The sequence below is a fragment of the Rheinheimera hassiensis genome (assembly GCF_022436675.1).
In the GTDB taxonomy this organism is placed as follows: domain Bacteria; phylum Pseudomonadota; class Gammaproteobacteria; order Enterobacterales; family Alteromonadaceae; genus Alishewanella; species Alishewanella hassiensis.
Genome location: NZ_JAKUJZ010000001.1, coordinates 303213 through 327036, shown reverse-complemented (window position 1 = coordinate 327036; position 23824 = coordinate 303213). Strand labels below are relative to the sequence as shown.

Sequence of the window (23824 nt, the reverse complement as noted above, 5' to 3'; positions counted from 1 at the left end):
AGGTGGCACAGTGTGACGAGCGGTAAAACAAAAAGTGTGTTTGAGCGGTTTGACAGGCATCCGCAATTATTCAGCTATCTGCTGCTGATAGTGTATTTTTTTATTAATGCGGCAATTAATGCCAGCTCTGTCTGGATGGAGCACAGCAGAAGCAGCAACAATACGTTGCAGTTGTGGGAGCCCATAGTGTGGGAATACAGCAGTGCGGTAAGTACTTTGCTACTGTGTCCGCTGCTGTTCTGGTGGTTTAGCCGCTACCCGTTGCAACTAAGTGGCATACGCCGCCAGCTATTGCTGCACTTAACCGGCAGCCTGGTGTTTTCTGTTTGCCATGTGGCCATTATGGTAGGCCTGCGCGAGCTGATTTATTCCTGGCACGGCTGGAATTACAGCTTTGGCCCGCCGCTGCGCGAGTTTTTCTACGAATACCGTAAAGATGCCTGGGGTTATCTGTTCTTTTTACTGGGATACCAGCTGGCGCAGTTTGTTTATAGCCGGATCAAAGGTGAAGCGCATCCGTTAGATAATGCTGAAGAGGGCGTTGCAACACAGCCAGTTAAAGCGCCGGAGCATTTTCTGGTAAAAAAGCTGGATAAAGAGTTCTTAATCCGGGTAGCTGATATTGAATGGCTGGAAGCCAGCGGTAATTACGTTAACCTGCACAGCAAAGGCCGTATTTATCCGCTGCGCGCGACCTTAAGTAATACTCTGGTGCAGCTCAATAGCAAAGGTTTTAGCCGTATTCATCGCAGTTTGGCGGTAAACCATAATGCGATAGATAGCATTAGCTACGACAGCAGCGGCGATGGTGATATTTTGCTTAAAAGCGGCCAGAAACTGGCGCTGTCACGCCGTTTTAAAGAGGCATTCAGGGCCGCATTGCAACCTGATGCAGTGAATTGAAGAACTTTAACCCACACTAATAATATTAAGGGCGACATACTATGGCGACACAGTTTAAAGAATACAGAGTGATCCATATCGCTGAAGGTGGCTGTGGCACTATATTTTTCGGTGCTTCGGGTTTACCGTTAAAGAAAGTTGAGGCAGAGCTGAATGCACAGGCTGCACAGGGTTGGCAGGTAGTGTTTCAGGTGATTGAACACAAGCGTTTCTGGTTGTTCTGGAGCCGTGAAGCGATGATCGTAACGCTGGCCCGCTAAAGTGGAACGGCTGCTGCTATGGGTAATAAAGCGCTACCGCTGCAGCGGCGGTGGTAAGCGCTGGTTTGGTATTGATTGTAACTTTGAACCCAGCTGCTCTGCCTATACTTACACCGCCATTGAGCGTTTTGGCCTGCGCCGTGGTGTGCTACTGGGCTGGCAGCGCATTAAACGCTGCAGCCATCGCGACAGCTTTTGCAAATGTATCGAACCGGTGCCGGCGGCTGAGTATAATCCAGGGTTAAAATATGATGTTAAACACTAAACCATAGCAATTTGGATAAACCAGAGCAGCGGCAATAAACACACCGCTGCTGCTTACCGGTTAACGGCCGTCGTTAATCTGTGTTACCACTTTAGCCTGCATCGCCGGGTTTTCAATCTGTAGCTCAACTTCTTGCTGCAGAATAATATTACCTTCTACCACAGCATCAGCGCCGATATACAGTGTTGGCTTGTTGTCATTATTCCAGCCAAAAAAGGCTTTTTTCTTACCACGCGGTTTGTATACCACATCACCTTTTACCACCGTATTGCCGGTTAGTTTAATATCACCATTTACTGTTGTTACATCGCGGTTTGCGTTGCTGTTATCCAGCACAATATCGCCATTCACAGTGGTAACATTGCCACCAATAACCGCATTACTACCGGCTAAAATTTTACCGTTAACAGTGCTTAGTTCATCTGCTACCTGCAAGCCATTGCCGCTTTTAATACTGCCGTTTACGGTGCTGGCGCTTTGCAGCTTTACGTTATCGCGCAGCTCAATGCTGCCATTAACGGTAGAAACGCTTTTGGCACTGCTGTTACTGGCCATTTTTACACTGCCATTTACCAGCGAAATATCGTCGTAGTGTTCGTGAGCTCCCACAGAAGCTGAGCCCAGTACTTTATCAATACTGCCATGCTCAGCGGCATAAGCATTAACAAAGCAACCTGATGCAATAACTAAACTTACAGTGGCAACAATTTGGGATAATTTCATGGTGGTGTCCTTTTTATAGTTAGGTTGCCATAGGTTTTGCAAAAGCTTTGCCAAGAATAACTTATTGAAAATTAACTACTTTAGTGTTTTGCGCATTACAGTGTTAATGTTTTTAGCCAAAATTTAGCTAAAAAAGCTAATTAATAAGTTTTTATTAACAGTGGTTTTAACGCTTGAAAAATACCAGCTTATGCTATATTTTTTAAAACTAAATTTAACCTTTTGTTTAACTTTTAATTTAGCTTTAGTGTCGGTTTTAGCAGTGGCGGCGCACATTTGCAGGAGATCTGAGGCATGTCTCAAGTTCCAACCGATATTGATAACAATCTTAATCAGCATATCAGCTACCTTTGTTCGTTTAGCCTTGGCCAGAATAATGGCCAAAACCACTGCGCGCACTTTGTTTCTCATGTTATGGGCTATGAATTTGCGGGGCCAACCTGTAAAAACTTTACCTGGGACGATAAACAAAAAGCCGAGGCCGGCGCCACTATCCGGGTAGACGATATTTTTAAACGCTCACAACAAACCGGCTTGCTGGAAGATAAAAGCGCCGCGATGACGGAATGCCTGATTTTCGTTACGCTGGCGTCTAATGTTAGCAAGGTGGGCGGCTCGTTGGTGATGGGTAACCACCCGCGCAAGCACATTGGTATTTTGTCACACGGTAAGGTGTGGAATTACAGCAATACCGGCAACAAGGTTGTGGCCGACACGCTCGAAGCGTTTAAAGTTAAGTTTACTAACGCCTACAGAACTACAGGTACTACGGTTGAATTTTATTACGGTAAATTTATATGAAAAATGTCGCTTTGTTTGCGCTGTTGTTTACCACTTGCGCCTGTGCCGGATCTGCGGCTGTAACGCCACCTTCGGCAGAGCAGGTGTTTAAGGTGTTTATGCAGAATATGGCATTACCGTTAAGCAGTGAGCCAAATTGCCAGCAAACCTCTGCTGCCAACCCGGCGCAAAGCCTGACACTGGGCCAGCATTTTGCCACTAATTTATCGGTGAGTTATGCCAGCGATAATAACGTTAGTGTAAAGTCATCCTGCGCGGCTTCAAAATTTGAGCAGGAAAACGGCCAGCTGCAACCGGTATGGGACTGCAAAATAGAGCTGCAGGAGCAAGATGCACAAGGCGAATTTATTTCCAGCTCTATGACAGCATTTTACTTAACGGCAGACAGCAAAACTTTACTGCCCGGGTCTTTACGCTGCTTTTAACTAACGTTATAAACACACAGTAGCGCAGTGCTAATCATCTTGCTCTGCTGCGCGCGCTTTACGCTCTTCAGCTTCGGCAAAGGCGGCTTTTATTTGCTCTAATACGGCATCGACGTCGGTTTCGCTGGTGTCGGCAATAAATTCGCCGCTTAGCTCCACTTCCGGGTGTAGTTCACCGGCTTCATACAGCGCCCAGATTTCTTCAGCGTATTGGGTGCTAAGTAGTGCCGGGGCATACTGGCCGTAGTAGTCGCGCATATTGTTTACATCGCGGCAGAACATCCATTTAGCATTGTTGTTGGCGGCGGCATCAACGGCTTGTGGCAGGTCAATCACTACCGGGCCGTGGTCATCCACCAGCACGTTAAATTCGGATAAATCGCCGTGCACCAGGCCTTCGCACAGCATAATAACAATATAGTGCAACATGGTGGCGTGATCTGCTACGGCTAAATCGGCATCCATCGCCACATCAGCTAAACGTGGCGCTACCATGCCTTCGTCGTCGCATACCAGTTCCATTAGCAATACGCCGTCGTAACAGCCATAGGGTTGCGGCACACGTACACCGGCTTTGGCCAGTTTAAACAGCGCATCTACTTCGGCATTCTGCCAGCTTTCTTCTTGCTGTTGACGGCCAAACTTAGAGCCTTTTTCCATCGCGCGGGCGCGGCGGGTACTGCGTACTTTACGGCCTTCCTGATATAACACGGCTTGTTTAAAGCTGCGTTTGTCGGCTTCTTTATACACTTTGGCGCAGCGGATATCCTCGCCGCAGCGCACAATATACACAGAAGCTTCTTTGCCGCTCATCAGCGGGCGTATTACTTCATCCACCAGGCCTTCGTCGACCAGCGGCTGAATACGTTTCGGTATTTTCATTGCGCCGTTATACCTTAGTTAAAGGCGCATAGAAATAGCTGCAGGGGGGCTTGGCCTGAAAATAATTGCTGTGCCACCACCGGTTACCCGGCTATATAAAGGCGCATAAAGTACAGCATAATAATGGCCAACGCGGCCAGGGCAATAACGCCGAATGTCAGCAACATGCCAAATACACGAAATTTAAACGGTTCTTTTAACTGACGCACGCCCCAGGCATGGCTTAACCGGGCCAATAGCAGTGTAATACCTAATATGTGCAAATACAGCGGAGCCAAACCGCTGTACTCGGCCAGAAACATCAACAACAGGGCAAAGGGTACATACTCAGCAAAATTAGCATGTACCCGGATAGCACGCTCCAGGCACTGTTCACCTTTGCTGCCTATACCTACCTGAAAACGGCGGCGCTTCGCCACCACGTTAACACTGAGCACCAGAAAGAACAGGCCGAGTATTGCGGCATATAAAGCAGTTGTCATAGTGTATCCTCAGAAATTATACAGCCCGTTACGAGCACGGGCTTTAGCATAGCGTTGTTTTAGCCAATTTACAGCATCTTACTGTGGCTGGCGAAATTACTGTGGGTGGCAAAATAGTGTAACAGCCGCCCATACGGTATGCTTATTTATGGTAGCTACTGGATCGGGGGGCAGTATGCAAAAAATATATCTGGTGTTGGTGTGTTTATGGCTGGCAGGTGCCTGCAGTGTGGCAGCAAAGCCTTTTAGCTGGCCAAATGACGCTAAAGCGGCTGTAAGCCTGGCGTATGATGATACGCTGGCCTCACAGTTGGATGTGGCACTTCCTGCGCTAAATGCACAGGGCCTGAAAGCCAGTTTTTACCTGCAGTTATCCAGCCCACTGTTAACTGCGCGTTTAAGTGAGTGGCGCGCGGCAGCGGCACAAGGCCATGAACTGGGTAACCATACGCTGTTTCATCAATGTTCTGCGAGCAAACCCGGCCGTGATTGGGTAGCAGCAGAAAATAACTTAGATACCATCAGCGCCGTGCAACTGGTGCAACAAATTCGTTTAGCTAACAGCATGTTATTTGTCATTGACGGCAAAACTGAACGCACCTTTACCGCCCCCTGCGGTGATGAGTTAGCTGGCGGCCAGCCTTATTTACCGCTGATATACAGCGATTTTGTCGCGATAAAGGCCAAAACAGGGCCTGTTGTTGCCGATATGGCGCAGTTAAATGTGCATGCGGTTGAGGTGGTCGCCCCGGTTGGCAGCAGCGGTGCCGAGCTCATCGCGCTGGTTAAACAGGCAGGGCAATACGGCACTATGGTGAATTTTACCTTCCATGGCATCGGTGGCGATCATTTAAGTGTATCGACAGACGCCCACGCCGAGCTGCTAGCCTATCTGGCCGCCAACCGCGATACCTACTGGACGGACACCTTTTTGAATATTATGCAGTATGTAACAGCGAATTAGCCTGGGCCTTTGCTCAGCTCGTTGTTTTTTCTTAATTAATCTATACTTGCGTTACTCATTCTGTCCTAATGCTTGTCAGAGCTACAGCACAAGGAAATATTCATGCACTCTACGCTAAAAATGCGGCTGTTAATTAGCAGCCTGACCGCCGTTTTAGTTACCGTGATTACACTGGTTAGCCTTACTACTTACTTTATCCGCCACCATGCCTTGACAGACACCCAGGAAAAAATAGACCAACTGGCCATTACCTTTGCCGGTGGTGTAGGGCAGTGGATGGAGGACAAAAAAAGTAACATCAGCAGTTTAAAATCAACCATTGAAGCGGACCCTGAAGTAAATGTGCGGCTGCATTTACTGCAAACTCAAAATGCAGCCCGGTTTGGTTCTACCTTTTTTGGTAGCGAAGCCGGGGTAATGATGTACCAGGACGCAGCACTGGACAACGCCAATCTGGACCCGCGCACGCGGCCCTGGTATCTGGATGCAAAAGCCGCAGGCACCATTGCGATTACCGCGCCTTACATTAGTTCATCGCTAAAAAAACAAGTTGTTACCATTGCCGAGCCGGTGATGGTTTCCGGCCGGCTGCATGGTGTCGTTGCGGCCAACCTAACTATTGAACAGCTAACCGATGCTGTTTTAAAGCTGAAAGTACCAGGCAACGGTTATGGCATCATGGTGCAAAAAACTGGTCTGATTATCAGCCATCCCGACAAAGCACTGAATGAAAAGCAAATTACCGACATAGACAGCAGCTTCACGCTGCCGTGGTTAGCCCAAACTATGGGCACCGCAACGCTGACAGAGCACAAGTTGGATGGTGCCACCAAATTGGTTTACACCACTGCTATTCCACATACCGATTGGGCTTTAATTTTTGTTATGGGTAAGCAGGAGATTATGGCGCAATCCACCGGTCTGGCCTGGATTATGTCATTCGCAGGCGGTGCTTTAATAATATTGTTCGGTATTATTCTTATCGCTATTTTCAAACTACAGTTCCGCGATTTAGAGCGCGTTGCCCAGGCGCTTAACAATATTGCCGAAGGTGAAGGCGACCTAACCGTAAGCATTAAAACGGCCAGCCAGCACGATGAAATTGGCATACTTGCCTCTGGTTTTAACCGTTTTGTTTCGCGCTTACACGGCATGATTTCACGTATGCATGATATTGCCGGCCAATTGGAAATTCAGGCAAAAAGCAGCAGCAACTCTGCCATGCAAACCAGCCAGCGCATTGAAGTACAACAAGATGAAGTCACCATGGTGGCCACTGCTGTTACTGAAATGGCTGCCGCCACTGAGGAAATTGCCGGCAATGCCGATCACACGGCGCAAACGGCACAAGATGCGGTAGGCTTGTCTGAACACGGCAAACAGCAAGTAACAAAAAGCCAAACTTCTATTCGCGATCTGGCTCATGAAGTAGAAACAGCCAGTACCATTATTGGTGAATTAAACGCCCATTCGCAAAAAATCAGCAGCATTTTATCCACCATCAGTGGCATTGCCGAGCAAACCAACTTACTGGCATTAAACGCAGCTATTGAAGCTGCTCGTGCAGGTGATCAAGGGCGGGGCTTTGCCGTGGTAGCCGATGAAGTACGGGTGCTGTCGCAGCGCACGCACTCATCAACGCAGGAAATTCAAACCATGATTGAAACCCTGCAACAAACTGCTGCCAAAGCGGTGAAGTCGATGACGCAAAGCCACCAAATGGCAGAAACCAGTGTAAGTGACGCCCACTCAGCCAGTGAGAGTTTGGTGAAAATCAGCCAGGCTATTCACGAGATTTCAGGTATGGCCATTCAAATAGCCACCGCAGCTGAAGAGCAAACATCGGTTACCAGTGAAATTAACCGCAACACGGAATCTATCCGCACAGTATCTGAAAGTTTATCAACCGAGGCTCAGGCTGCCAAAGCACAGGCACAGGAACTGGCAAACCTTGCCGCATCACTGCAGCAGGAAGTAGGCCGTTTTAAACTGTAGGGTTTAACAAAAACGCTGTGTCAGCATAGTTAAATGTCCCCTCTTTACTCTTTGCAAGGAGTTAACGGGGCATTTTCGGCGATTTCAAAGCAACATTAGCCTCGGCTTTTAGCAAATATATTGTGACTATTCATGTTAGCGGTTTTAGTAAAACGGAGTTCATGGTGGGCTCTACTGGCCTGATTTTAGTCAGTTGGGATATAGTGCTGCCCGCAATAAGCTGCAAGTTTCGGAGAGTAAATGAATAAAATAATGGCGTTCGTCTTTTCGCTGGCTGCTTTTTCTTGTTTTTCACAGCAAGTTTGTGAGCTGCCTGAGGCATTGTGTAGTGCGCTGGCAGAGTATGAACTGGCAGATGCTGAGTTAAACAACACTTATCGCCAGATTTTGCAAAAAATAGCTGCGGATGAATTTGCAGACTACAGGGTTGCTAAAGCAGATATAAAAGACAGCTTGGTAAAAGGCCAGCGGGCATGGCTAAAGTATCGGGATGCCAATTGCGAGGCGTACTACACCTTGTTTAGCGGCGGTACATCGCGAAACGTCGACCGGACACAATGCCTGACTGAAATGACCAACACCAGAGTGTTGCTGCTAAAGAAAGTGTATTTTTGATGTTACGTTACCCAGCCGTAGCCAGCGCCGCTCAGTTAGACGTTTTGGCCAGCCGCAATAATGCAAGCCGTATTGCGGCAAATACACGTACGCAGCTGCGGTTACACGCCTTTGTTGAGCGTGCGCTAGTGTTATGGTTGCCACTGCTGGCGCCTGATAATGCCTGAAGGTATGCCGGTTTATGCGGGCTATTTTTTAGTGAAGCGGCACATACCCTTACCAAGTTCTATACCGTCGCGCTCAATAAAGCCGTAGCGGCGGTAAAATGGCTCTTTGCCTTTGGCAGCCAATAGCCCAACGGTAGCACCGGTTGTGTATGCTTTGGCCAAATAGGCTTCTACTCTGGTCATAATCGCATGGCCGATACCTTTACCCCGATAATCAGGGGCAACAATCACATCCTGAATATAAAAATACATAAAGCCATCACCCACAACGCGCGCCATACCAATAAGCTGGCCATCAAGCCGCACGGTGGTGTTGAACAATGAGCTATTCAGGCTGTTTTGCGCAATGCTAAGCTCAACGCTGTCCCAGCCTACGTTGCAACGCAGGGCGATATATTCAGACGCAGTGGGTGGCTGGTCAGCGGTAATGTAACCGGGCGTTTTCACTGCGGGCACCTTGGGCTTGGTTATAAAGCCACTTTATTCATTTACTACTGCTGGTGCGGGGTTAATATCTTTCTTAAGCACTAACACCACCAGATAAACCAGGGCAAATGGCGGGATAATGGATAACACCAGCCCAAGCAGCCCAGCCAATACTGGTGTTTGTGTTTTACGACGGCCAAGGTAGTAGCTTAAAGCGCCCATAACGAGCACAAATACAAACATAATTTCGCCGAGCAGCGTGGCATTAATATTCACCAGAACTCTCCTTGTGGTTTATAAAAGCTTATTAAAATATCTAGCTGCGAGCGTTGCGTGATAGATCCCGCAAGTTAAGAAATTGAAACTAGTTAAACGTGTAACTGAGCATAAATCAAGCTGCTTTTCTAAGCAGCTCTGGTATTTACGACATGTTTTTGCCGGTTAACTGCATTTATTGACGAAAAGCAGAGCGGCCGCTAACGCAGCCAGAAAAGGCCGTTACTCATGGCTGCCGCAACTGGTAACTACTGAGCGCGAATAATCCAGCAGCACGTCCAGGCTTGGGTCATTAAACTGAGCGCGATAGGTTTGATTAAAGAGGTTCGCCAAATCCTCAGATGACTTATTCGTTGTGCCATTGCTGGTGCCGAGTATCTGAAAGATCTCCATTATATTGCCGTGCAGGCACTCCGCTTCCGGTTCAGCCGACCCGCTACAATACTGTGTCAATTCCTCGCGGGCACCATTATTGCTGCTGCCGTTAGCTGTGGCCAAAAAGCGAAGCACACTAATGTAGCGGGCGCTAACTTGCTCTGGATCATCAGGCATCGGCTTCATCGCGTCCAGTATGGCTTTAGCTTTATCAAAGTCATTAGTGTTTTGGGTTTTAGCACCGCGCAGAATTAAAAACCGCGCAACATTGTTGCCTACAACATACTCGCGGTCGTTGCCAACTTCACGCATGGCGGCGATCGCCGCGTCAGCACCTTCGGTATTATAGCGATACTCTGCACTGCACAATTGTTGGTACATACGGGCATTATTATCGCTGCAAGCGGCGAGGATAGTAACAAGGGGCAGAACGAAGATTTGCCAGTAGCGCATACAGGAGTCCATTTTCTAAGTCGTTGCGGGGCGTTTATAAGCACCAGGGTAATGTGTTGGTGGATGGCAAACTTATATGCGGTGCAGAGTGCTGTCAATATGGTGTATCTCTATCATTGGCTGACTTTTAAACCACAACCCGTTGGCCAGTAGCCTAAATTCCACTCGCTTGCCGCTAACAAAGGGTTTGTCGTGACCCATATGTTGTTGGGTGCGCTGGTTTAGCTTAATTTCTTACGGTGTTACTGGGTCTTGCTTGTACCAGGCGACATACGTTTGTTGCTGGGAGAGGGACAGGTTGAGGTTGTATTTGTATCAGGAGAAGACAACGAAAAGAGAACTGAAGTCTCTTTCCGTTGTTGTTTAATTAGGCTGTGGCAACTTTCTGTGCACCGGCCTGTTCCAAAATGTCTTTGATTTTGTCTTTGTTTTGGCCGGTATATTTTACACCTACCAGAACAGAGCCTTCTTTAATGGCATCTTCATAGTACTTTATTTCATGTTCAGGAATAAAAGCACCGATGATTGCACCCAGTGAACCGCCAATCGCGGCACCTGCACCACCGGCGGCAAGCGCGGCAACTAAGGGGCCTGCTACAACAAGGCCAGCACCGCCGGTTGCTACAGCGCCGACAGCTGTCATGCCAGCGATAACCGCTGCTACAATACCGGTTGATGCCGCACCAATTACTCCGCCTTCACTGGCTTTAGTACCCTCATCTACGGCAAAATTTTCTTTAGAGTGAGTACCATTAGCAACAACTGAAATATCATTGTGGGTAACACCGGCACTTTCTAAACGAAAAATAGCATTGCTGGCAGCTGAAGAACTTTTAAATAAACCTGTAATAACTTCGCTCATTTTAACTTTCCTTATGGGTAAGTAGTTTTTTTCATGCATCTAGATAGAGCAAAGACAGTGCCAGCGGTGAATTTTTATAAAACATGATTTATATTAGGTGGTTACAATTTAACTGCTGACAGCAGGGCTGTACCATCAAGGTAACTATTGCTTGCGGCTGGTAAAAGTTACCAGCCACTTTACCGGCTGACTTTCAAACCATAACCTGTTGGCTTATAGCCCAAGTTCCACTCGCGCTGGCCGCTGACAAAGGGGTTATCGTGGCCCATGTGTTGCTGGATGCGATGGTTTAGCTCAATTTCTTGCGGCGTTACCGGGTCTTGCTTGTGCCAGGCAATAAACAGCTGTTGCTGGGCGCGGGACAGGTTTAGGTTGTATTTGTCGGCCATATAAAAGTAAATACGCGCTATATCACCACGCACCGGCGGAGCGGGTTCGAATACCTGTTGTTTAAAATCTACCTTAACCGGGCAGGCGCCGTGCTTTGCCGGAGTGGAGGGTAATACGCCAAATCGGTAATTGCTGCGATCGCCGTTTACCTCGCCAATGGCCGGTACCAGGTTGTATAAATCGGCTTCCATGGCGCGAAATACGCTGTCGGTTTTTACGCAGTTTTTCCGGCCGCCATCTTGCCAGCACTGGCGCTGGTGGCCAAAGTGATGCGCCGGCATAACGTGCTCCCACTCTATCCGGCTGGCACGCGAGCCGTTTTTACGCACCTGATAACCACAACCGGCTAAATCGGGTATGCCTTTTTTGCCTTGCCAGCTAATGTCGCAGTCGCAATAAAAGCTTTTCGCCTCCGGCGCGTGAATGCGCTGGGCTAAACGTTTGGCCTGATCAAAATTGGCGGGGGCGGCTAAAGCAAATACAGAAAACAGCAGCAAAAAGCTGCCGGTACAAAAGGATAAAAACTTCATTCACTACCACTTACTTCAGTGAGAACAGCCATGCAGCTGTTGACGCAGAGCTCGCCCTGCTACGACAATTTATTTTTTTGCTGCTCAGCTTAATCAGCCGCGCTGAACAGCAACTGACTTAATGCGTCTTACCAGCAATTTGCTCGATGCGGTGCTGCAGCGGTTTGCGCAGGCCAAGTTTAAAACCCAGTTCGGCCATAATAAATAACGGGCCAATCAGTAAGCCTGTTAAGTCATCGACAAAGGCCGGTTTTTTGCCTTCGTAATAATGGCCAATAAACTGCAGCACCCAACCGACAACAAAGAGGGCGATTGCACTGCCAAGCCAAAGCCCGAAGGGTAAGGCGGCCAGTTTTTCTGCCAGAAGCAGGCTAATACCGCTAAAAACAAACATAACCAGGCCAAAGCGCAAGTCCAGCCGCAGGTAAAACGCCATACTGCCAATAAACAACAATAGTGCCGGTGTAACAACAATGCCTGCCAGCGTAAATAACGGCCAGTACAGCAAGGCAAATACGGCCACCACTATCAGTGGTATGCCGGCGTAGTGGGTAAGAATATTGCGCTCATCGCGGTGGTACAAAGCGTACTGGCTTAAATGTTCGGTCAGGTTTTTCATTGTTGTTCTGCCTGCTGTTGTCTGGTGTGAACTCAGGTGTTGCTAAGCCTAAATCCGGCATGGCAGCGGGTCAATGAGACACTTTGTTCCCAATGTAGCTAAGTTGTGAAATTGGCGTATATAGGCAATAAATTTTGCAGTTAAAGGCGTAGGCTCGCGGTGTGTTAACGGAGCTTGTTGTCAATAACACTTAGTGGTGTGGGCTTAACCACACTGCTACCCACTCACGGATGGCTTGCATAAACCAATGAAAAATAAAGGATAGACCAATGCAAGTAATCAGTACCATGTTAAAGCGTCAGCTATTGTGGCTGACATTAGTTGTGAGTTCAGGCGTATTTTCGTCGGCCGCCGTTGCCGATGCGATTTTACATGCGTTTGACTGGCATTATGACGAGATTGCCGCTAAAGCGACTGAAATTAAAAATCTGGGTTACAAAGCGGTATTAGTGGCACCGCCGCTAAAATCGAATGCGGGTAACTGTGCCTGGTGGCAGCGTTATCAGCCGCAGGATATCCGCGTAATTGACCACTGCAAAGGTAACAAACAGTCGTTTGTAAATATGATCAATGCCCTGAACGACGCCAACCCGGCGCATAAAGTTGATGTATACGCCGATATAGTATTAAACCATATGGCAAATGAGCGTAACGGCGCGACCGATTTCCCCGGCCAGGCAGCAGTAAATAGCTATGGCAGTAACAGCAGTTACTGGAATAACCAGCGTTTATTTGGCAATTTAACCCAGGGCTTGTTTGGCGCCAGCGACTTTAACCCGGCCAACTGTATCAGCAACTATAACGATGTATGGCAGGTACAAAACTGGCGGCTGTGTGGCGGCGCGGGTGATGCCGGTTTGCCGGATTTAAACCCCAACAGCTGGGTGGTACAGCAACAGCGTAACTACTTAACAGCACTGAAAGACTTAGGCGTAAAAGGCTTTCGGGTTGATGCGGCCAAGCATATGACTATTTGGCATATTAATGAAATTTTCACCAGCAGCATTAAAAACGGCATGTACGTATTTGGTGAAATTATTACCAGTGGTGGCGCCGGTAATAACGAATATGACAGCTTTTTATCGCCTTATCTGGCCTATACCGACCATAAAGCCTACGATTTTCCGCTGTTTAGCGCGATTCGCAGCGCCTTTGGCTTTGGCGGTAGCTTAAGCCAGCTGGTTAACCCGTTATCTAATGGCCAGGCGCTGCAAAACAGCCGGGCGGTAACCTTTACGATTACGCATGATATTCCTACCAATGACGGCTTTCGCTATCTGATTATGGATGCTACCGACGAGTATCTGGCCTATGCCTACATTATGGGCCGTGATGGCGGTAAACCGCTGATATTCAGTGACAGCACCGGTACTGATAACAACCGCTGGGTCAATGCCTATAAAGCCGATCATATTGGCAAAATGCTGAATTTCCATAACCGTATGCAGGGGCAGGGCATGGAAATGCTGGCCTGGAATGATTGCGCCATTTTGTTCCGCCGTGGCCAGGAAGGGGTGGTGGGCATTAATAAATGCAGCAGCAACCAGAGCTTTAACATTAATACCAACGGCCGTTTTTACTGGTATCGCAATTACCGCGATGTGCTAAGCGGCGGCAATCTGGTGTATATCAATGGTGGCAGCTACAACTTCAGCATTCCTGCACGCCAGGCCAGAATGTGGTACGCCGACTAAGTGGTTTGTGCTTAGTCAGCACTGAATAACGCCAGTAAATCTTCGGCTTTGCCTTGCCATGGCTGGCCCTGGCCGCCGGCAAACAGCTGGTCGGCCAGCTGGCGTTTGTGCTGCTGCAGCAGTTGTACTTTTTGCTCCACCGTATTGCTGGCGATAAGCTTATAAACAAATACCGCTTTTTTCTGGCCGATGCGGTGGGCGCGGTCGGTAGCCTGCGCTTCTGCGGCCGGGTTCCACCACGGATCGTAGTGAATTACGGTATCGGCGGCGGTAAGGTTTAAACCGGTGCCGCCGGCTTTTAAACTGATCAAAAATACCCGGGTTTCACCACTTTGAAAGGCATCAATCTGTTGCTGGCGGTGTTTGGTCTGGCCGGTGAGTTTGCTGTAGCTGATGCCCAGTGCGTTTAGCTCATCTTCTATCAGTGTCAGCATGCTGGCAAACTGGCTGAAGAGTAAAATATTGCGGCCCTCTTCCAGCATTTCCGGCAGGGTGTCGCGCAGCCATTGTAACTTGGCATTGCTTTGCACCGAGCGGGCATGCTCAACCGGCACCAGCCGGGCGTCGCAACAGGCCTGGCGCAGCTTTAACAGTGCATCTAAAAACTGGATCTGGCTGGCGGCCACGCCTTTTTGCACAAATAATTCGCGTACTTTGGTTTCCATTACCAGGCGGATACTTTCGTACAGGTTGCGCTGGTCGCTTTCTAATTCCAGCAGTTGCACTATCTCGGTTTTGTCTGGTAACTCGCTGGCTACCTGAGCCTTGGTGCGGCGCAGCATAAAGGGCGCGATACGGGCCTTTAATGCATGGGCGCGCTCTGCATCGCCGTGTTTTTCAATCGGTTTGCGGTATACCTGGTTAAAGTGGGCGTCATTACCCAGCAGGCCCGGCAGCACAAAATCAAAAATCGATTTTAACTCGCCTAAGTGGTTTTCCAGCGGGGTGCCCGACAGTGCCAGTTTAAAGTCAGCTTTTAATAAGCGCACAGCTTTGGCCGCCAGGCTGCCGGCATTTTTAATATGCTGGGCTTCGTCCAGAATAACAGCGCTAAGCGGCTGATTCTGATAATACTTATGATCACGCACCACCAGCGGATAGCTGGTTACGATCAGATCATAATTGGCCAGTTCGTTAAACAGCGGCTGGCGTTTGTTGCCATGAACCTGTAATACCCGCAGCTGTGGCGTAAACCGCTCAGCTTCGGCCAGCCAGTTACCCAAGACACTGGTAGGGCAGATAATCAGTGCCGGGTTTTGCAGCTCGCCGCGCTGCTTTTGCAGTAGTAACAGGCTTAGGGTTTGCAGTGTTTTACCCAGGCCCATATCGTCGGCCAAAATGCCGCCTAAGCCAAACTCGCGTAAAAAGCTCAGCCAGCTTAAACCCTGCAACTGGTAATCACGTAGTGATGCTTGCAGGCCCTGCGGTACGTCGCACGGCGTAATACCATTAAAATTATGCAGCAGGTTGCTTAAACGCTGTACACGCTGCGCATTTAAAAACTGGATATCTTTGGCAGTTTCTGGCGGTAATAATGCGGCTTTAAATGCCGGTAAATCGAGGCTGAACTGCGGCTTGTTCGGATTTAGCAGTTCAATAATGGTGTCGATAAACGGCTGGATCAGCGCCAGCGGTAAGGCCAGCTTACCTTGCGGTAATGACAACCAGATTGGCTTACCGGCGTCGGGCAGGCCGTGCTGGCGCAGCCACTGGCTGATCAGCGGCAACAGCGGCACCTGGGTGCCATCTATATCAACCTGTATGGCCAAAGCAAAGCCACCTACAGCGTTGTCCTGCACCTGCAGATAAGGTGCGTCGCTCAATATATCCAGATTAAAATTATCATCGCGGGCGATATGCCAGCCTTGTTGTTCCAACTGCGGCAGGGCGTCCAGCAAGGGTTGCCACAGTAATGGGTTGTCTGGCCCTTCACCAACGCCAAACGCACTTTGTTCGGCATAAGGTGGCGGCAATGCCGGCAATTGCAGCAGTTCAAGCTGTAACAATTGCTCCAGCGCGCTGGTTTCTGTCGCCCGGTGGCGTTTTATAAAAACGGTGGTGTTGTCCTGCACCAGCTCAGTTTGTGCTTGTGTCAGATTAAGCGGCAGCAGGTAGCTGGCATACTGAAACTGCAGCACAGCAGTGGGTTCACTGCGGCCTTTAGCTTTGTGTGGCAGCATTTTTAGCTGTAATACCGGCCGTGGCGTGCTGCTGATTTGCTTTAGCCCGGCGGCGCTGGGTAATGGCAGGCTGGTTTGGTTAAACAGTTGCTGCAAGCGGCTGATGCTGGGCGCCAGTGCCTGCTGCGGTATCGGCGGCATTTTGTTTAATAGCTTTAACTGCGCACTGCTAAGAGCGGTGTCCAGTTCGCCTATCTGGTAGTAACTGGTGTCCAGGTAACAGGGCGGATCGGTATATACCAGTTCGAAGTCGCGGTCATCGTCGTCCAGTTGCCAGCCCAGTTGCTGGCCTGCTGCGGTATCCTGCCAGGTAAAGGACAGAGCACGTTTCGGCCCTTGCTGCACCGCGTAGCGCGCTTCAGAGAAAAAACAGCGGCCACTGCCCAGTAATTGTTGCAACAACTGATAGCCCCAGTCACCTTCCAGCAGCGGTAAATCGCGCAGGCTTTGGGCACGGAAATAACTGAGCAGGCGGTAATCCTGCTCATCAATCCAGTGCGGTATGCCGGGGGCCACTAAATCGTATTTGCCAATGGCAACGCCTTTGGTATAACCGCCTTTTTTGCTTTCGCGCACCCGGCGCGGGCTAAGTTGCAGCCCGGCCTGGCCATAAGACAACAAATACAGCACCACATCTTTTTCATCCAGTGGCGGGGCGAGTGATTGTTCTACCTGTTCAAACCACTGGTTGAGCTGGCGTACCGGTTGTTGCTCAAGTTGCAGCTTGTGTTGCTGGTAGTCGCGTTGCAGCCGCAGTAATACTGCCAGCACATGCTTGCAGTTAGCGCCTACCGGGCAGGTACAGCGGTTTTGCAACTGCCAGCCGCTGCTGTTGTGTTTCAGGCTGATAAATTGCCGGTACGGCGTAAAAGCGGCGCCCCATACCTGGGCGCTGATCTCAGATAAATCGCTGTTGTATTCTAGCTTGACCACTTTACCGGCCTGCAAATACGCCTGAGCCCGGTGAAAGGTCACGGCATCAAACCAGTGTTCCAGCTGTTGCTGGCTAAGTGGAAACGCAGTATCGGTTGTCATAACGCCTGAAGGTTGAACACAAAGGCGTAATGCTACCGCAGTTTTGCCTTAAGCCAAATGCGATAGCGTGAAATAAACAAAATTTGTCTGGTTAACCGGCTTAATCGTTAATTTTTACCGGGCCGTTTATGGCATTCAGCTTTAAACCACCGGAGCCGCTGTCGAGAATGGTCAGGCCGCCGGCACCGTCTACGTTAATATCGCCGGAGCCGTCATCAATAGTAACGACACCGCCCACCTCGTTGACCACGATATCGCCGGAACCATCTTCAATCGTTACATTACCGGCTACCTGACGGATAATCAGATCACCGGAGCCATCATCTACTGTCAGTTTGCCGCTGACTTGCTCAATCAGTAAATTGCCTGAGCCATCTTCCACCTTTACATTGGCGCCGCCATTAATGCGTAAATCACCGGAACCATCGTCTACCTGTAAATCGCCCTGCAGGCCATTAATGCCAGTGTCGCCAGAGCCGTCATCCAGCGTCAGGCCGAAGTGTTCAGGAACCTTAATGAGCACGTCGATATAAGGGCTGTTGCCGTTATAAAAGCTTTTCTCGAACCCGGCTTCCAATACCGCACTATTGCCACTGGTTGTCAGGCTCAGGCGGATATCGTCAGCCTTGTAGTAATAAATGTTGGCGACCATTTCTATTTCGCTGCGGCCGGCCTCACCGATAATATCCAGTTTACCGGCGCCGGTGTCTGCCTGCAGTTGTTTTAAACTGGCGGCATTTAATGTCAATTTGCGTTCTTCATGCTGTAAGTCGCCGGCGTGGCCGTTGCCAACATAAATAACACAGCCACTGAGTAAGCCGGCAGCGAGTACAGTAATAACAGTGCTTTTCATATGATGTCCTTGTTGTTTGTCTGATTTATTCAATAATGGCTAAGTTTGCCAAAGCGCTTAATAAAAGTACTGCAAAATAAATGCCTGATTTTAAGTTGTTGTAATTAAACATTTATATTTTAAAGTGGCGCTAAAGCCCGGCGGTTGTGACCACTATGTGGCTGAATTGACCACACAAATAACGTTTTTGCCAACAATAACAGCCACTACTGGAGTGTTAACAAAAATCGGACTATGTTTAAGCGGGCCGGGTTTAAACAGGCGGCGTTTAAACAAAGGGTAATAGCGCCATCAGGCATTACAACAGAATAATGTCGCAGCATAATAAGGATTGATCACTATGTTAAAAAAAGTACTGGTTGTGGTGCTAGCGTTGTTGGCGATCCCCTTGCTGGCGGCATTATTTGTAAAGCAGGATTATAAAGTAGAAACCCAGTTGGTTATTCAACAGCCTGTGCCGGTGGTGTTTGATTACATTCGTTTTTTAACCAATCAGGACAACTTCAGTGTATGGGCATCACAGGACCCGAATATGCAAAAAACCGATCGCGGGGTTGACGGCACTGTGGGTTTTGTTTCGGGCTGGCATAGTGAAAATTCAGATGTTGGCACCGGCGAGCAGGAAATAAAAGCCATAGTGGAAGGCTCGCGGATAGATTACGAACTGCGTTTTTATCAGCCTTATGCCGCGGTGTCGCCAGCTTATATGCAAACAGAAGCCGTTGGCGCGGCGCAAACCCGGGTGAGCTGGGGTTTTGCCGGCCATATGCCGTATCCAATGAACCTGATGTTGCTGTTTATGGATGTTGAAGCGATGATAGCGGCAGATCTACAGCAAGGCCTGGAAAACCTGAAGTTAATTCTGGAAGCCCCAGCGGCAGAACCGGCAGAAATGCCAGCAGGCTGATTTTAAGCTTGCTAATACTTAACAATATGCTAAATATTAATTATCTTTTTATTTGCCCGCGCAGGAGACAGGATGTCACTGGCCGTTGTTTTCAGTCGTGCCCGTCATGGTTTAGATGCCCCTTTAGTTACCGTTGAAGTGCATATCAGCAATGGTTTGCCTGCTTTTCAGCTGGTTGGTCTGCCGGAAACCTCGGTAAAAGAATCGCGTGATCGGGTGCGCAGCGCCATGGTAAACAGCGGTTTTGCTTTTCCGGATCGCAAAATCACCGTTAATTTAGCCCCGGCTGATTTGCCCAAAGAAGGCGGTCGTTTCGATTTGCCGATAGCGCTGGGTATTATTGTTGCTTCCGGTCAGTTAGCCGAAAAAAGCCTGCAAGGCTATGAGTTTTGTGGCGAGCTGGCGCTTTCGGGCGAGATCCGCAGCATAGTAGGCGAAATTCCGGTAGCCATAGCCTGCCGTGATGCCGGCCGTGAAGTGGTGCTGCCGATGTTAAATGCCCAGCAGGCGCAGCAGGTGCCCAAGGTAGCGGTGCACGGTGCTGAGCATTTATTGCAGGTGCACAGCTTTTTATTGGCCCAGCAACCATTGCCTGCTATTCCGGCATTGCCGGTGCGTGAGCAACAGCATTTACCGGATTTAGCTGACGTGAAAGGCCAGGCCCATGCCAAACGGGTGCTGGAAATAGCTGCGGCCGGTGAACATAACCTGTTAATGCTGGGCCCGGCCGGTACCGGTAAATCTATGCTGGCGCAGCGTTTACCCGGTATTATGCCGCCTCTTACAGAGCCGGAAGCACTGGCTACTGCCGCCATCTATTCTATTGCCGGGTTAAAGCGGAACTTGACCGACTGGCAGCAAAGGCCGTTTAGATCGCCGCATCACACCAGTTCTGCAGTGGCCTTGGTGGGTGGTGGTTCTGTGCCTCGTCCCGGCGAAATATCGTTGTCGCACCACGGCATTCTTTTCCTTGATGAACTTCCGGAGTTCCCGCGCAAGGTGCTGGATGTATTACGCGAGCCGCTGGAAACCGGTGTTGTGCATATTAGCCGCGCTGCACGCCAGGCGGAATTTCCGGCACAATTTCAGTTGGTAGCTGCGTTAAACCCCAGCCCGACCGGGCACCATCAGGATGGCCGGGCCACCCCCGAGCAGGTAATGCGTTATTTAAACCGGCTGTCTGGCCCTTTTATTGACCGCATAGAGCTGCAAATAGAAGTACCGTTACTGCCCAAAGGTATGCTTAGCCAGCATACGCAGGAAGAAAACAGCGCCAGTGTGCGCGAGCGGGTACTGGCAGCCAGGCAGTTGCAGCTGGCACGGCAGGGCAAGGCCAATGCCCGTTTAAGCGGCAGTGAAATTGCCGATTTTTGCCCGTTACAACAAGCCGATGCGCGCTTTTTGGAAGATACCATTCACCGCTTTAAACTGTCGGCACGTACTTACCATAAGATCATTAAAGTGGCGCGCAGCATTGCGGATTTACAGCAGCAAGCCCAAATTAGCCGCGCCCATTTAATGGAAGCACTTAGCTACCGCGCGCTGGAGCGGTTACTGAGTTATTTAAAGAACTGAGCTAATCATCCAAACCGGGGAGAACAGTAACCGGTTTGCTCACACCAACACGCCGTAAATACGTCCCTGTAGGCTCGATTCGGCCATCCTGGCCTGCAACGGTTGGCTTAGAACAAACCGATTCCTGTCAATTGGAACATCAGCGTTACACCAATTTCCAGTTTAATGTTTCGCCGGCATAAAATGGTACTATCGGGTTGCCGTTGGGCAGCGTAATTTCGTTTGGTACCTGCCACTGCTGCTTTTGCAGTGTCACGGTGCCGCGGTTACGTGGCAAGCCGTAAAAGTCAGCGCCGTAGTGGCTGGCAAAGCCTTCCAGCTTATCCAGAGCACCTAAATCATCAAATACCTGAGCATACAACTCTATCGCGCTGTGAGCGCTGTAACAGCCGGCACAACCACAGGCAGATTCTTTGCGGTGTTTTTCATGCGGGGCAGAATCAGTGCCCAAAAAGAACTTGCTGGAACCACTGGCCACAGCCGCACGCAGCGCTTCCTGATGAGTACGGCGTTTTAATACCGGCAGGCAATAGTTATGCGGCCGCACGCCCCCCACCAACAGGTCATTGCGGTTTAGCAGTAAATGCTGCGGTGTAATAGTGGCCGCCACATTGGCTGATGCTTGCGCGACAAAACTGGCGGCATCGGCGGTGGTAATGTGCTCAAACACCACTTTGAGGCTGGGTAAGCGTGCAACAATATGCTGCAGGTAGCGGTCAATAAACACCTTTTCGCGGTCAAAAATATCAATATCGTGATCGGTAACCTCGCCATGAACCAGCAGCAACATACCTTGCTCTGCCATGGCTTCAAATACCGGATACAAGCTATCAAGCGCACTTACCGCATCGCTGGAATTGGTGGTGGCACCAGCCGGATACAACTTAGCCGCAACCACGCCGGCGGCTTTAGCTGCGCTGATATCAGCAGCAGTAGTTTTATCGGTTAAAAACAAGGTAACCAGTGGCTGAAAGCTGCTGCCTGTCGGGCGGGCCGCCAAAATACGGTTGCGGTAAGCTACTGCCATGTCTGCCGTGGTTACCGGCGGCACTAAGTTTGGCATTACAATGGCGCGGGCGAATTGCCGGGCTGTGGCGGGGACGGTTTCGCGCAGCATATCGCCGTCACGAAAGTGTAAATGCCAGTCATCCGGGGTTTGTATGGTAAGCGTGGTCATGGAGGCTCCTGCAACTGCTGCGGCAAAAAAGTGGCGCTATGATACCAAGTAACCTCGTTGGGTGAAATTGCTTCAGCGCGTATTGTGGTAAGTTGGCGTTCAGCGTAGCTTAGCCATCATTGATATTTACTTAACGGAAACCGCAATGACATTAGAACAGGGAATGCTATTTGCAATTTTACTTTGCACTATAGCGTTGTTTATTTGGGGCCGCTGGCGGCACGACACCGTCGCGCTGGCAACTCTGATGGCAGCAGTTGCTGCCGGCCTGGTACCAACCGACACGGCCTTTAGCGGCTTTGGCCATCCGGCAGTTATTACCGTTGCCTGTGTGCTGGTGCTAAGTTATGCGCTGCAAAATAGCGGCGCGGTTGATTTGTTAGCGCGCAAATTGCTGCCAGCCAACAGTGGCGTTATGGCCACTATTGCCCTGTTAACCACCTTAGTCACGCTGTTATCGGCATTTATGAATAATGTCGGCGCTATGGCGCTGATGATGCCGGTGGCTATTCAGGCGGCAACCCGGCTTAAGCTAACGCCTGGGCAGGTGCTGATGCCGGTGGCCTTTGGTTCGATACTGGGCGGTATGACCACCTTAATTGGTACGCCGCCTAACCTTATTGTTTCGGGCTTTCGTGACAGCAGTCAGGGTAACAGTTTTGCCATGTTCGACTTTAGCCCTGTGGGGGTGCTGGTGGCACTGGCCGGCCTGGCATTTATTACCATTGTGGGGTGGCGTTTGGTGCCTAAACGTCAGCAGGGCGGGGTTGAGGGCTTTGATACCGCCAGCTATTTAACCGAGGTGCGGGTAGATGCTAAAGGCAAAGCTGATGGCCTGCGGCTGGCGGCACTTGAACAGCTGCTGGAAGAAGCAGATGCGCAGGTAGTAGGCCTGGTGCGTAACAAATTCCGCGTGTCTGCACCTACTGGTTATCGTATGTTAAAAGCAGACGATGTGCTGGTAATAGAAGCTGAGCCGGAATCGCTGGGCAATATATTATCTGAGCTGGGGCTGACACTGGAAGAAAATGTTAAAGCCGATATAGATACTACAGATGCAGAAAAAACCTCAGGCTCAGGCAAAGAAGAAGTCCTGCTTGAGCTGGCTGTAATGCCGGATGCACTGCTGATTGGCCGCTCAGCAGCAGATCTTAGTTTACGCAGCCGGTTTGGTATCAATTTACTGGCATTGTCGCGCCAGGGGAATCGCTCTATTAAGCGGTTGCGCCGCACTGAGTTGGTTGCCGGCGATGTATTGCTGATGCAGGGTGAGGCCGAGCTGCTGTCTGCTTTTGCCAGTGAATTTGGCTGTGTACCGCTGGCAGAGCGGTCTATTCAGGTGCCGGATAAACGCCGCATCTGGTTAACCAGCGTTATTATGCTAAGCGCCGTAGCGGGGGCAGCCTTTGGTTTGGTGCCAGCTGCGGTATCTTTTGCTGCGGGTGTGCTGGCCAGCATGCTGTTTAAAGCGCTGCCACTAAGTAAGGTGTATCAGGCTATAGATTGGCCGGTAGTGGTGCTGCTGGCGGCGTTAATCCCGGTGGCCGAAGCTATGCTGACAACTGGCTCTGCTGCATTGTTGGCTGATTTGATGCTGTCGCATTTATCACAAGGCAGCGCGGTATTTACGCTGATCCTGTTGCTGGTGCTAACGATGACCTTATCGGATTTTATGAACAATGCCGCCACCGCGGCGGTAATGTGCCCGATAGCATTAAGTATTGCCAAGCAGCTTGATGTCAGCTCTGACACCTTTTTAATGGCCGTAGCTATAGGTGCCTCTTGCGCCTTTTTAACGCCGATAGGTCATCAGAACAATACGTTGATCCTGGGGCCCGGTGGCTTTAAGTTTGGTGACTACTGGCGGTTGGGCTTACCACTTGAGTTGCTGGTTGTCGCGGTGTCGGTACCGGCACTTTTATACTTCTGGCCGCTTTAGCCTGACCGTAGCCTTTGCTACACTACCAGGGCTATTTAACTGAGGGTAATA

At 49.8% G+C, this 23824-nt stretch carries 25 protein-coding genes; 13 read left to right on the top strand and 12 right to left on the bottom strand.

Annotated elements, in window-relative coordinates:
• Positions 1-12: 12 nt before the first annotated feature.
• From MJX74_RS21865 to yidD, 3 genes are read left to right on the top strand one after another with little or no spacing between them, the layout of a single operon-like run.
• Entirely contained in the window at positions 13-903 is an 891-nt protein-coding gene (locus tag MJX74_RS21865; protein WP_240220217.1) for a LytR/AlgR family response regulator transcription factor, read from the top strand.
• A 41-nt stretch (positions 904-944) separates the two neighbouring features.
• Positions 945-1163: a DUF4177 domain-containing protein gene (locus MJX74_RS01425; RefSeq protein ID WP_068236204.1), complete on the top strand. Its 219-nt coding sequence runs from the start codon at positions 945-947 to the stop codon at positions 1161-1163.
• A gap of 1 nt (position 1164) precedes the next feature.
• A complete protein-coding gene (gene yidD / locus MJX74_RS01420) occupies positions 1165-1428 on the top strand; it encodes a membrane protein insertion efficiency factor YidD (RefSeq protein WP_240220214.1) in 264 nt (87 codons plus the stop codon).
• A gap of 60 nt (positions 1429-1488) precedes the next feature.
• Here yidD and MJX74_RS01415 read toward each other — a convergent pair whose 3' ends face one another.
• Positions 1489-2151: a DUF4097 family beta strand repeat-containing protein gene (locus MJX74_RS01415; RefSeq protein ID WP_240220211.1), complete on the bottom strand. Its 663-nt coding sequence runs from the start codon at positions 2149-2151 to the stop codon at positions 1489-1491.
• 294 nt (positions 2152-2445) lie between these two features.
• Here MJX74_RS01415 and MJX74_RS01410 point away from each other — a divergent pair, with 294 nt between their 5' ends.
• Together MJX74_RS01410 and MJX74_RS01405 are read left to right on the top strand one after the other, a co-directional pair.
• A complete protein-coding gene (locus tag MJX74_RS01410) occupies positions 2446-2952 on the top strand; it encodes a hypothetical protein (RefSeq protein ID WP_240220208.1) in 507 nt (168 codons plus the stop codon).
• Positions 2949-3377 (top strand): hypothetical protein, encoded by a 429-nt coding sequence (locus MJX74_RS01405; protein WP_240220205.1) that lies wholly within the window; start codon positions 2949-2951, stop codon positions 3375-3377. Before MJX74_RS01410 ends, MJX74_RS01405 begins: the two co-directional genes overlap by 4 nt.
• A gap of 30 nt (positions 3378-3407) precedes the next feature.
• On the opposite strand, the gene MJX74_RS01400 is transcribed toward MJX74_RS01405, so the two are convergent.
• Positions 3408-4259 carry a PA4780 family RIO1-like protein kinase gene (locus tag MJX74_RS01400; RefSeq protein WP_240220203.1) on the bottom strand — a complete coding sequence of 284 codons (852 nt, stop codon included), beginning with the start codon at positions 4257-4259 and terminating at the stop codon, positions 3408-3410.
• A gap of 83 nt (positions 4260-4342) precedes the next feature.
• Positions 4343-4741, bottom strand: a complete 399-nt coding sequence (locus MJX74_RS01395; RefSeq protein WP_240220201.1) for an MAPEG family protein — start codon at positions 4739-4741, stop codon at positions 4343-4345.
• Positions 4742-4916: 175 nt separating this feature from the next.
• Here MJX74_RS01395 and MJX74_RS01390 point away from each other — a divergent pair, with 175 nt between their 5' ends.
• The 4 genes from MJX74_RS01390 (at position 4917) to MJX74_RS01375 (ending at position 8482) form a co-directional block, all read left to right on the top strand.
• Positions 4917-5705: a polysaccharide deacetylase family protein gene (locus MJX74_RS01390; protein ID WP_240220199.1), complete on the top strand. Its 789-nt coding sequence runs from the start codon at positions 4917-4919 to the stop codon at positions 5703-5705.
• Between the two features lie 102 nt (positions 5706-5807).
• Complete coding sequence (locus tag MJX74_RS01385) at positions 5808-7700, top strand: methyl-accepting chemotaxis protein (RefSeq protein ID WP_240220198.1); 1893 nt, start codon at positions 5808-5810, stop codon at positions 7698-7700.
• 240 nt (positions 7701-7940) lie between these two features.
• Positions 7941-8315, top strand: coding sequence for a lysozyme inhibitor LprI family protein (locus MJX74_RS01380; protein ID WP_240220196.1), 375 nt, complete (start codon positions 7941-7943; stop codon positions 8313-8315).
• Complete coding sequence (locus MJX74_RS01375; protein WP_240220193.1) at positions 8315-8482, top strand: hypothetical protein; 168 nt, start codon at positions 8315-8317, stop codon at positions 8480-8482. The genes MJX74_RS01380 and MJX74_RS01375 overlap by 1 nt, the downstream gene beginning before the upstream one ends.
• 21 nt (positions 8483-8503) lie before the next feature.
• Here the strand turns inward: MJX74_RS01375 and MJX74_RS01370 are convergent, their stop codons facing one another.
• The 6 genes from MJX74_RS01370 to MJX74_RS01345 form a co-directional block, all read right to left on the bottom strand.
• A complete protein-coding gene (locus MJX74_RS01370) occupies positions 8504-8929 on the bottom strand; it encodes a GNAT family N-acetyltransferase (RefSeq protein ID WP_240220190.1) in 426 nt (141 codons plus the stop codon).
• 33 nt (positions 8930-8962) lie between these two features.
• Complete coding sequence (locus tag MJX74_RS01365; RefSeq protein WP_240220187.1) at positions 8963-9184, bottom strand: hypothetical protein; 222 nt, start codon at positions 9182-9184, stop codon at positions 8963-8965.
• 222 nt (positions 9185-9406) lie between these two features.
• Positions 9407-10012, bottom strand: a complete 606-nt coding sequence (locus MJX74_RS01360; RefSeq protein ID WP_240220185.1) for a hypothetical protein — start codon at positions 10010-10012, stop codon at positions 9407-9409.
• A gap of 367 nt (positions 10013-10379) precedes the next feature.
• Positions 10380-10874, bottom strand: a complete 495-nt coding sequence (locus MJX74_RS01355; protein ID WP_240220181.1) for a hypothetical protein — start codon at positions 10872-10874, stop codon at positions 10380-10382.
• 179 nt (positions 10875-11053) lie between these two features.
• Positions 11054-11794: an endonuclease gene (locus MJX74_RS01350; RefSeq protein ID WP_240220178.1), complete on the bottom strand. Its 741-nt coding sequence runs from the start codon at positions 11792-11794 to the stop codon at positions 11054-11056.
• A 118-nt stretch (positions 11795-11912) separates the two neighbouring features.
• A complete protein-coding gene (locus MJX74_RS01345; RefSeq protein WP_240220175.1) occupies positions 11913-12413 on the bottom strand; it encodes an Mpo1 family 2-hydroxy fatty acid dioxygenase in 501 nt (166 codons plus the stop codon).
• Between the two features lie 269 nt (positions 12414-12682).
• Between MJX74_RS01345 and MJX74_RS01340 the strand changes: the two genes are divergently transcribed.
• Positions 12683-14107: an alpha-amylase family glycosyl hydrolase gene (locus MJX74_RS01340; protein ID WP_240220171.1), complete on the top strand. Its 1425-nt coding sequence runs from the start codon at positions 12683-12685 to the stop codon at positions 14105-14107.
• A gap of 11 nt (positions 14108-14118) precedes the next feature.
• Here the strand turns inward: MJX74_RS01340 and MJX74_RS01335 are convergent, their stop codons facing one another.
• A complete protein-coding gene (locus tag MJX74_RS01335) occupies positions 14119-17322 on the bottom strand; it encodes a DEAD/DEAH box helicase (protein ID WP_240220168.1) in 3204 nt (1067 codons plus the stop codon).
• 100 nt (positions 17323-17422) lie between these two features.
• Complete coding sequence (locus MJX74_RS01330) at positions 17423-18175, bottom strand: DUF4097 family beta strand repeat-containing protein (protein ID WP_240220166.1); 753 nt, start codon at positions 18173-18175, stop codon at positions 17423-17425.
• Positions 18176-18515: 340 nt separating this feature from the next.
• On the opposite strand from MJX74_RS01330, the gene MJX74_RS01325 reads away from it, so the two are divergent.
• Together MJX74_RS01325 and MJX74_RS01320 are read left to right on the top strand one after the other, a co-directional pair.
• On the top strand, positions 18516-19082 hold the full coding sequence (locus tag MJX74_RS01325; RefSeq protein WP_240220163.1) for an SRPBCC family protein: 567 nt from the start codon (positions 18516-18518) through the stop codon (positions 19080-19082).
• A gap of 72 nt (positions 19083-19154) precedes the next feature.
• The gene (locus MJX74_RS01320) at positions 19155-20657 is read left to right on the top strand and encodes a YifB family Mg chelatase-like AAA ATPase (RefSeq protein ID WP_240220160.1); all 1503 of its coding nucleotides are present in this window, start codon (positions 19155-19157) and stop codon (positions 20655-20657) included.
• A gap of 145 nt (positions 20658-20802) precedes the next feature.
• Here MJX74_RS01320 and pyrC read toward each other — a convergent pair whose 3' ends face one another.
• On the bottom strand, positions 20803-21834 hold the full coding sequence (pyrC, locus tag MJX74_RS01315; protein ID WP_240220157.1) for a dihydroorotase: 1032 nt from the start codon (positions 21832-21834) through the stop codon (positions 20803-20805).
• 145 nt (positions 21835-21979) lie between these two features.
• Here pyrC and MJX74_RS01310 point away from each other — a divergent pair, with 145 nt between their 5' ends.
• Entirely contained in the window at positions 21980-23773 is a 1794-nt protein-coding gene (locus MJX74_RS01310; protein WP_240220155.1) for an SLC13 family permease, read from the top strand.
• Positions 23774-23824 lie beyond the last annotated feature (51 nt).

Coding starts and splice junctions, on each gene's coding strand:
- MJX74_RS01385 (WP_240220198.1), top strand. CDS start 5,808: ATGCACTCTACGCTAAAAATGCGGCTGTTAATTAGCAGCCTGACCGCC.
- MJX74_RS01345 (WP_240220175.1), bottom strand. CDS start 12,413: ATGAAAAACCTGACCGAACATTTAAGCCAGTACGCTTTGTACCACCGC.
- MJX74_RS01390 (WP_240220199.1), top strand. CDS start 4,917: ATGCAAAAAATATATCTGGTGTTGGTGTGTTTATGGCTGGCAGGTGCC.
- MJX74_RS01360 (WP_240220185.1), bottom strand. CDS start 10,012: ATGCGCTACTGGCAAATCTTCGTTCTGCCCCTTGTTACTATCCTCGCC.
- MJX74_RS01310 (WP_240220155.1), top strand. CDS start 21,980: ATGACATTAGAACAGGGAATGCTATTTGCAATTTTACTTTGCACTATA.
- MJX74_RS01330 (WP_240220166.1), bottom strand. CDS start 18,175: ATGAAAAGCACTGTTATTACTGTACTCGCTGCCGGCTTACTCAGTGGC.
- MJX74_RS01325 (WP_240220163.1), top strand. CDS start 18,516: ATGTTAAAAAAAGTACTGGTTGTGGTGCTAGCGTTGTTGGCGATCCCC.
- MJX74_RS01395 (WP_240220201.1), bottom strand. CDS start 4,741: ATGACAACTGCTTTATATGCCGCAATACTCGGCCTGTTCTTTCTGGTG.
- MJX74_RS01350 (WP_240220178.1), bottom strand. CDS start 11,794: ATGAAGTTTTTATCCTTTTGTACCGGCAGCTTTTTGCTGCTGTTTTCT.
- MJX74_RS01405 (WP_240220205.1), top strand. CDS start 2,949: ATGAAAAATGTCGCTTTGTTTGCGCTGTTGTTTACCACTTGCGCCTGT.
- MJX74_RS01335 (WP_240220168.1), bottom strand. CDS start 17,322: ATGACAACCGATACTGCGTTTCCACTTAGCCAGCAACAGCTGGAACAC.
- MJX74_RS01415 (WP_240220211.1), bottom strand. CDS start 2,151: ATGAAATTATCCCAAATTGTTGCCACTGTAAGTTTAGTTATTGCATCA.
- MJX74_RS01425 (WP_068236204.1), top strand. CDS start 945: ATGGCGACACAGTTTAAAGAATACAGAGTGATCCATATCGCTGAAGGT.
- MJX74_RS01320 (WP_240220160.1), top strand. CDS start 19,155: ATGTCACTGGCCGTTGTTTTCAGTCGTGCCCGTCATGGTTTAGATGCC.
- MJX74_RS01400 (WP_240220203.1), bottom strand. CDS start 4,259: ATGAAAATACCGAAACGTATTCAGCCGCTGGTCGACGAAGGCCTGGTG.
- MJX74_RS01410 (WP_240220208.1), top strand. CDS start 2,446: ATGTCTCAAGTTCCAACCGATATTGATAACAATCTTAATCAGCATATC.
- pyrC (WP_240220157.1), bottom strand. CDS start 21,834: ATGACCACGCTTACCATACAAACCCCGGATGACTGGCATTTACACTTT.
- MJX74_RS01340 (WP_240220171.1), top strand. CDS start 12,683: ATGCAAGTAATCAGTACCATGTTAAAGCGTCAGCTATTGTGGCTGACA.
- MJX74_RS01375 (WP_240220193.1), top strand. CDS start 8,315: ATGTTACGTTACCCAGCCGTAGCCAGCGCCGCTCAGTTAGACGTTTTG.
- MJX74_RS01355 (WP_240220181.1), bottom strand. CDS start 10,874: ATGAGCGAAGTTATTACAGGTTTATTTAAAAGTTCTTCAGCTGCCAGC.
- MJX74_RS01380 (WP_240220196.1), top strand. CDS start 7,941: ATGAATAAAATAATGGCGTTCGTCTTTTCGCTGGCTGCTTTTTCTTGT.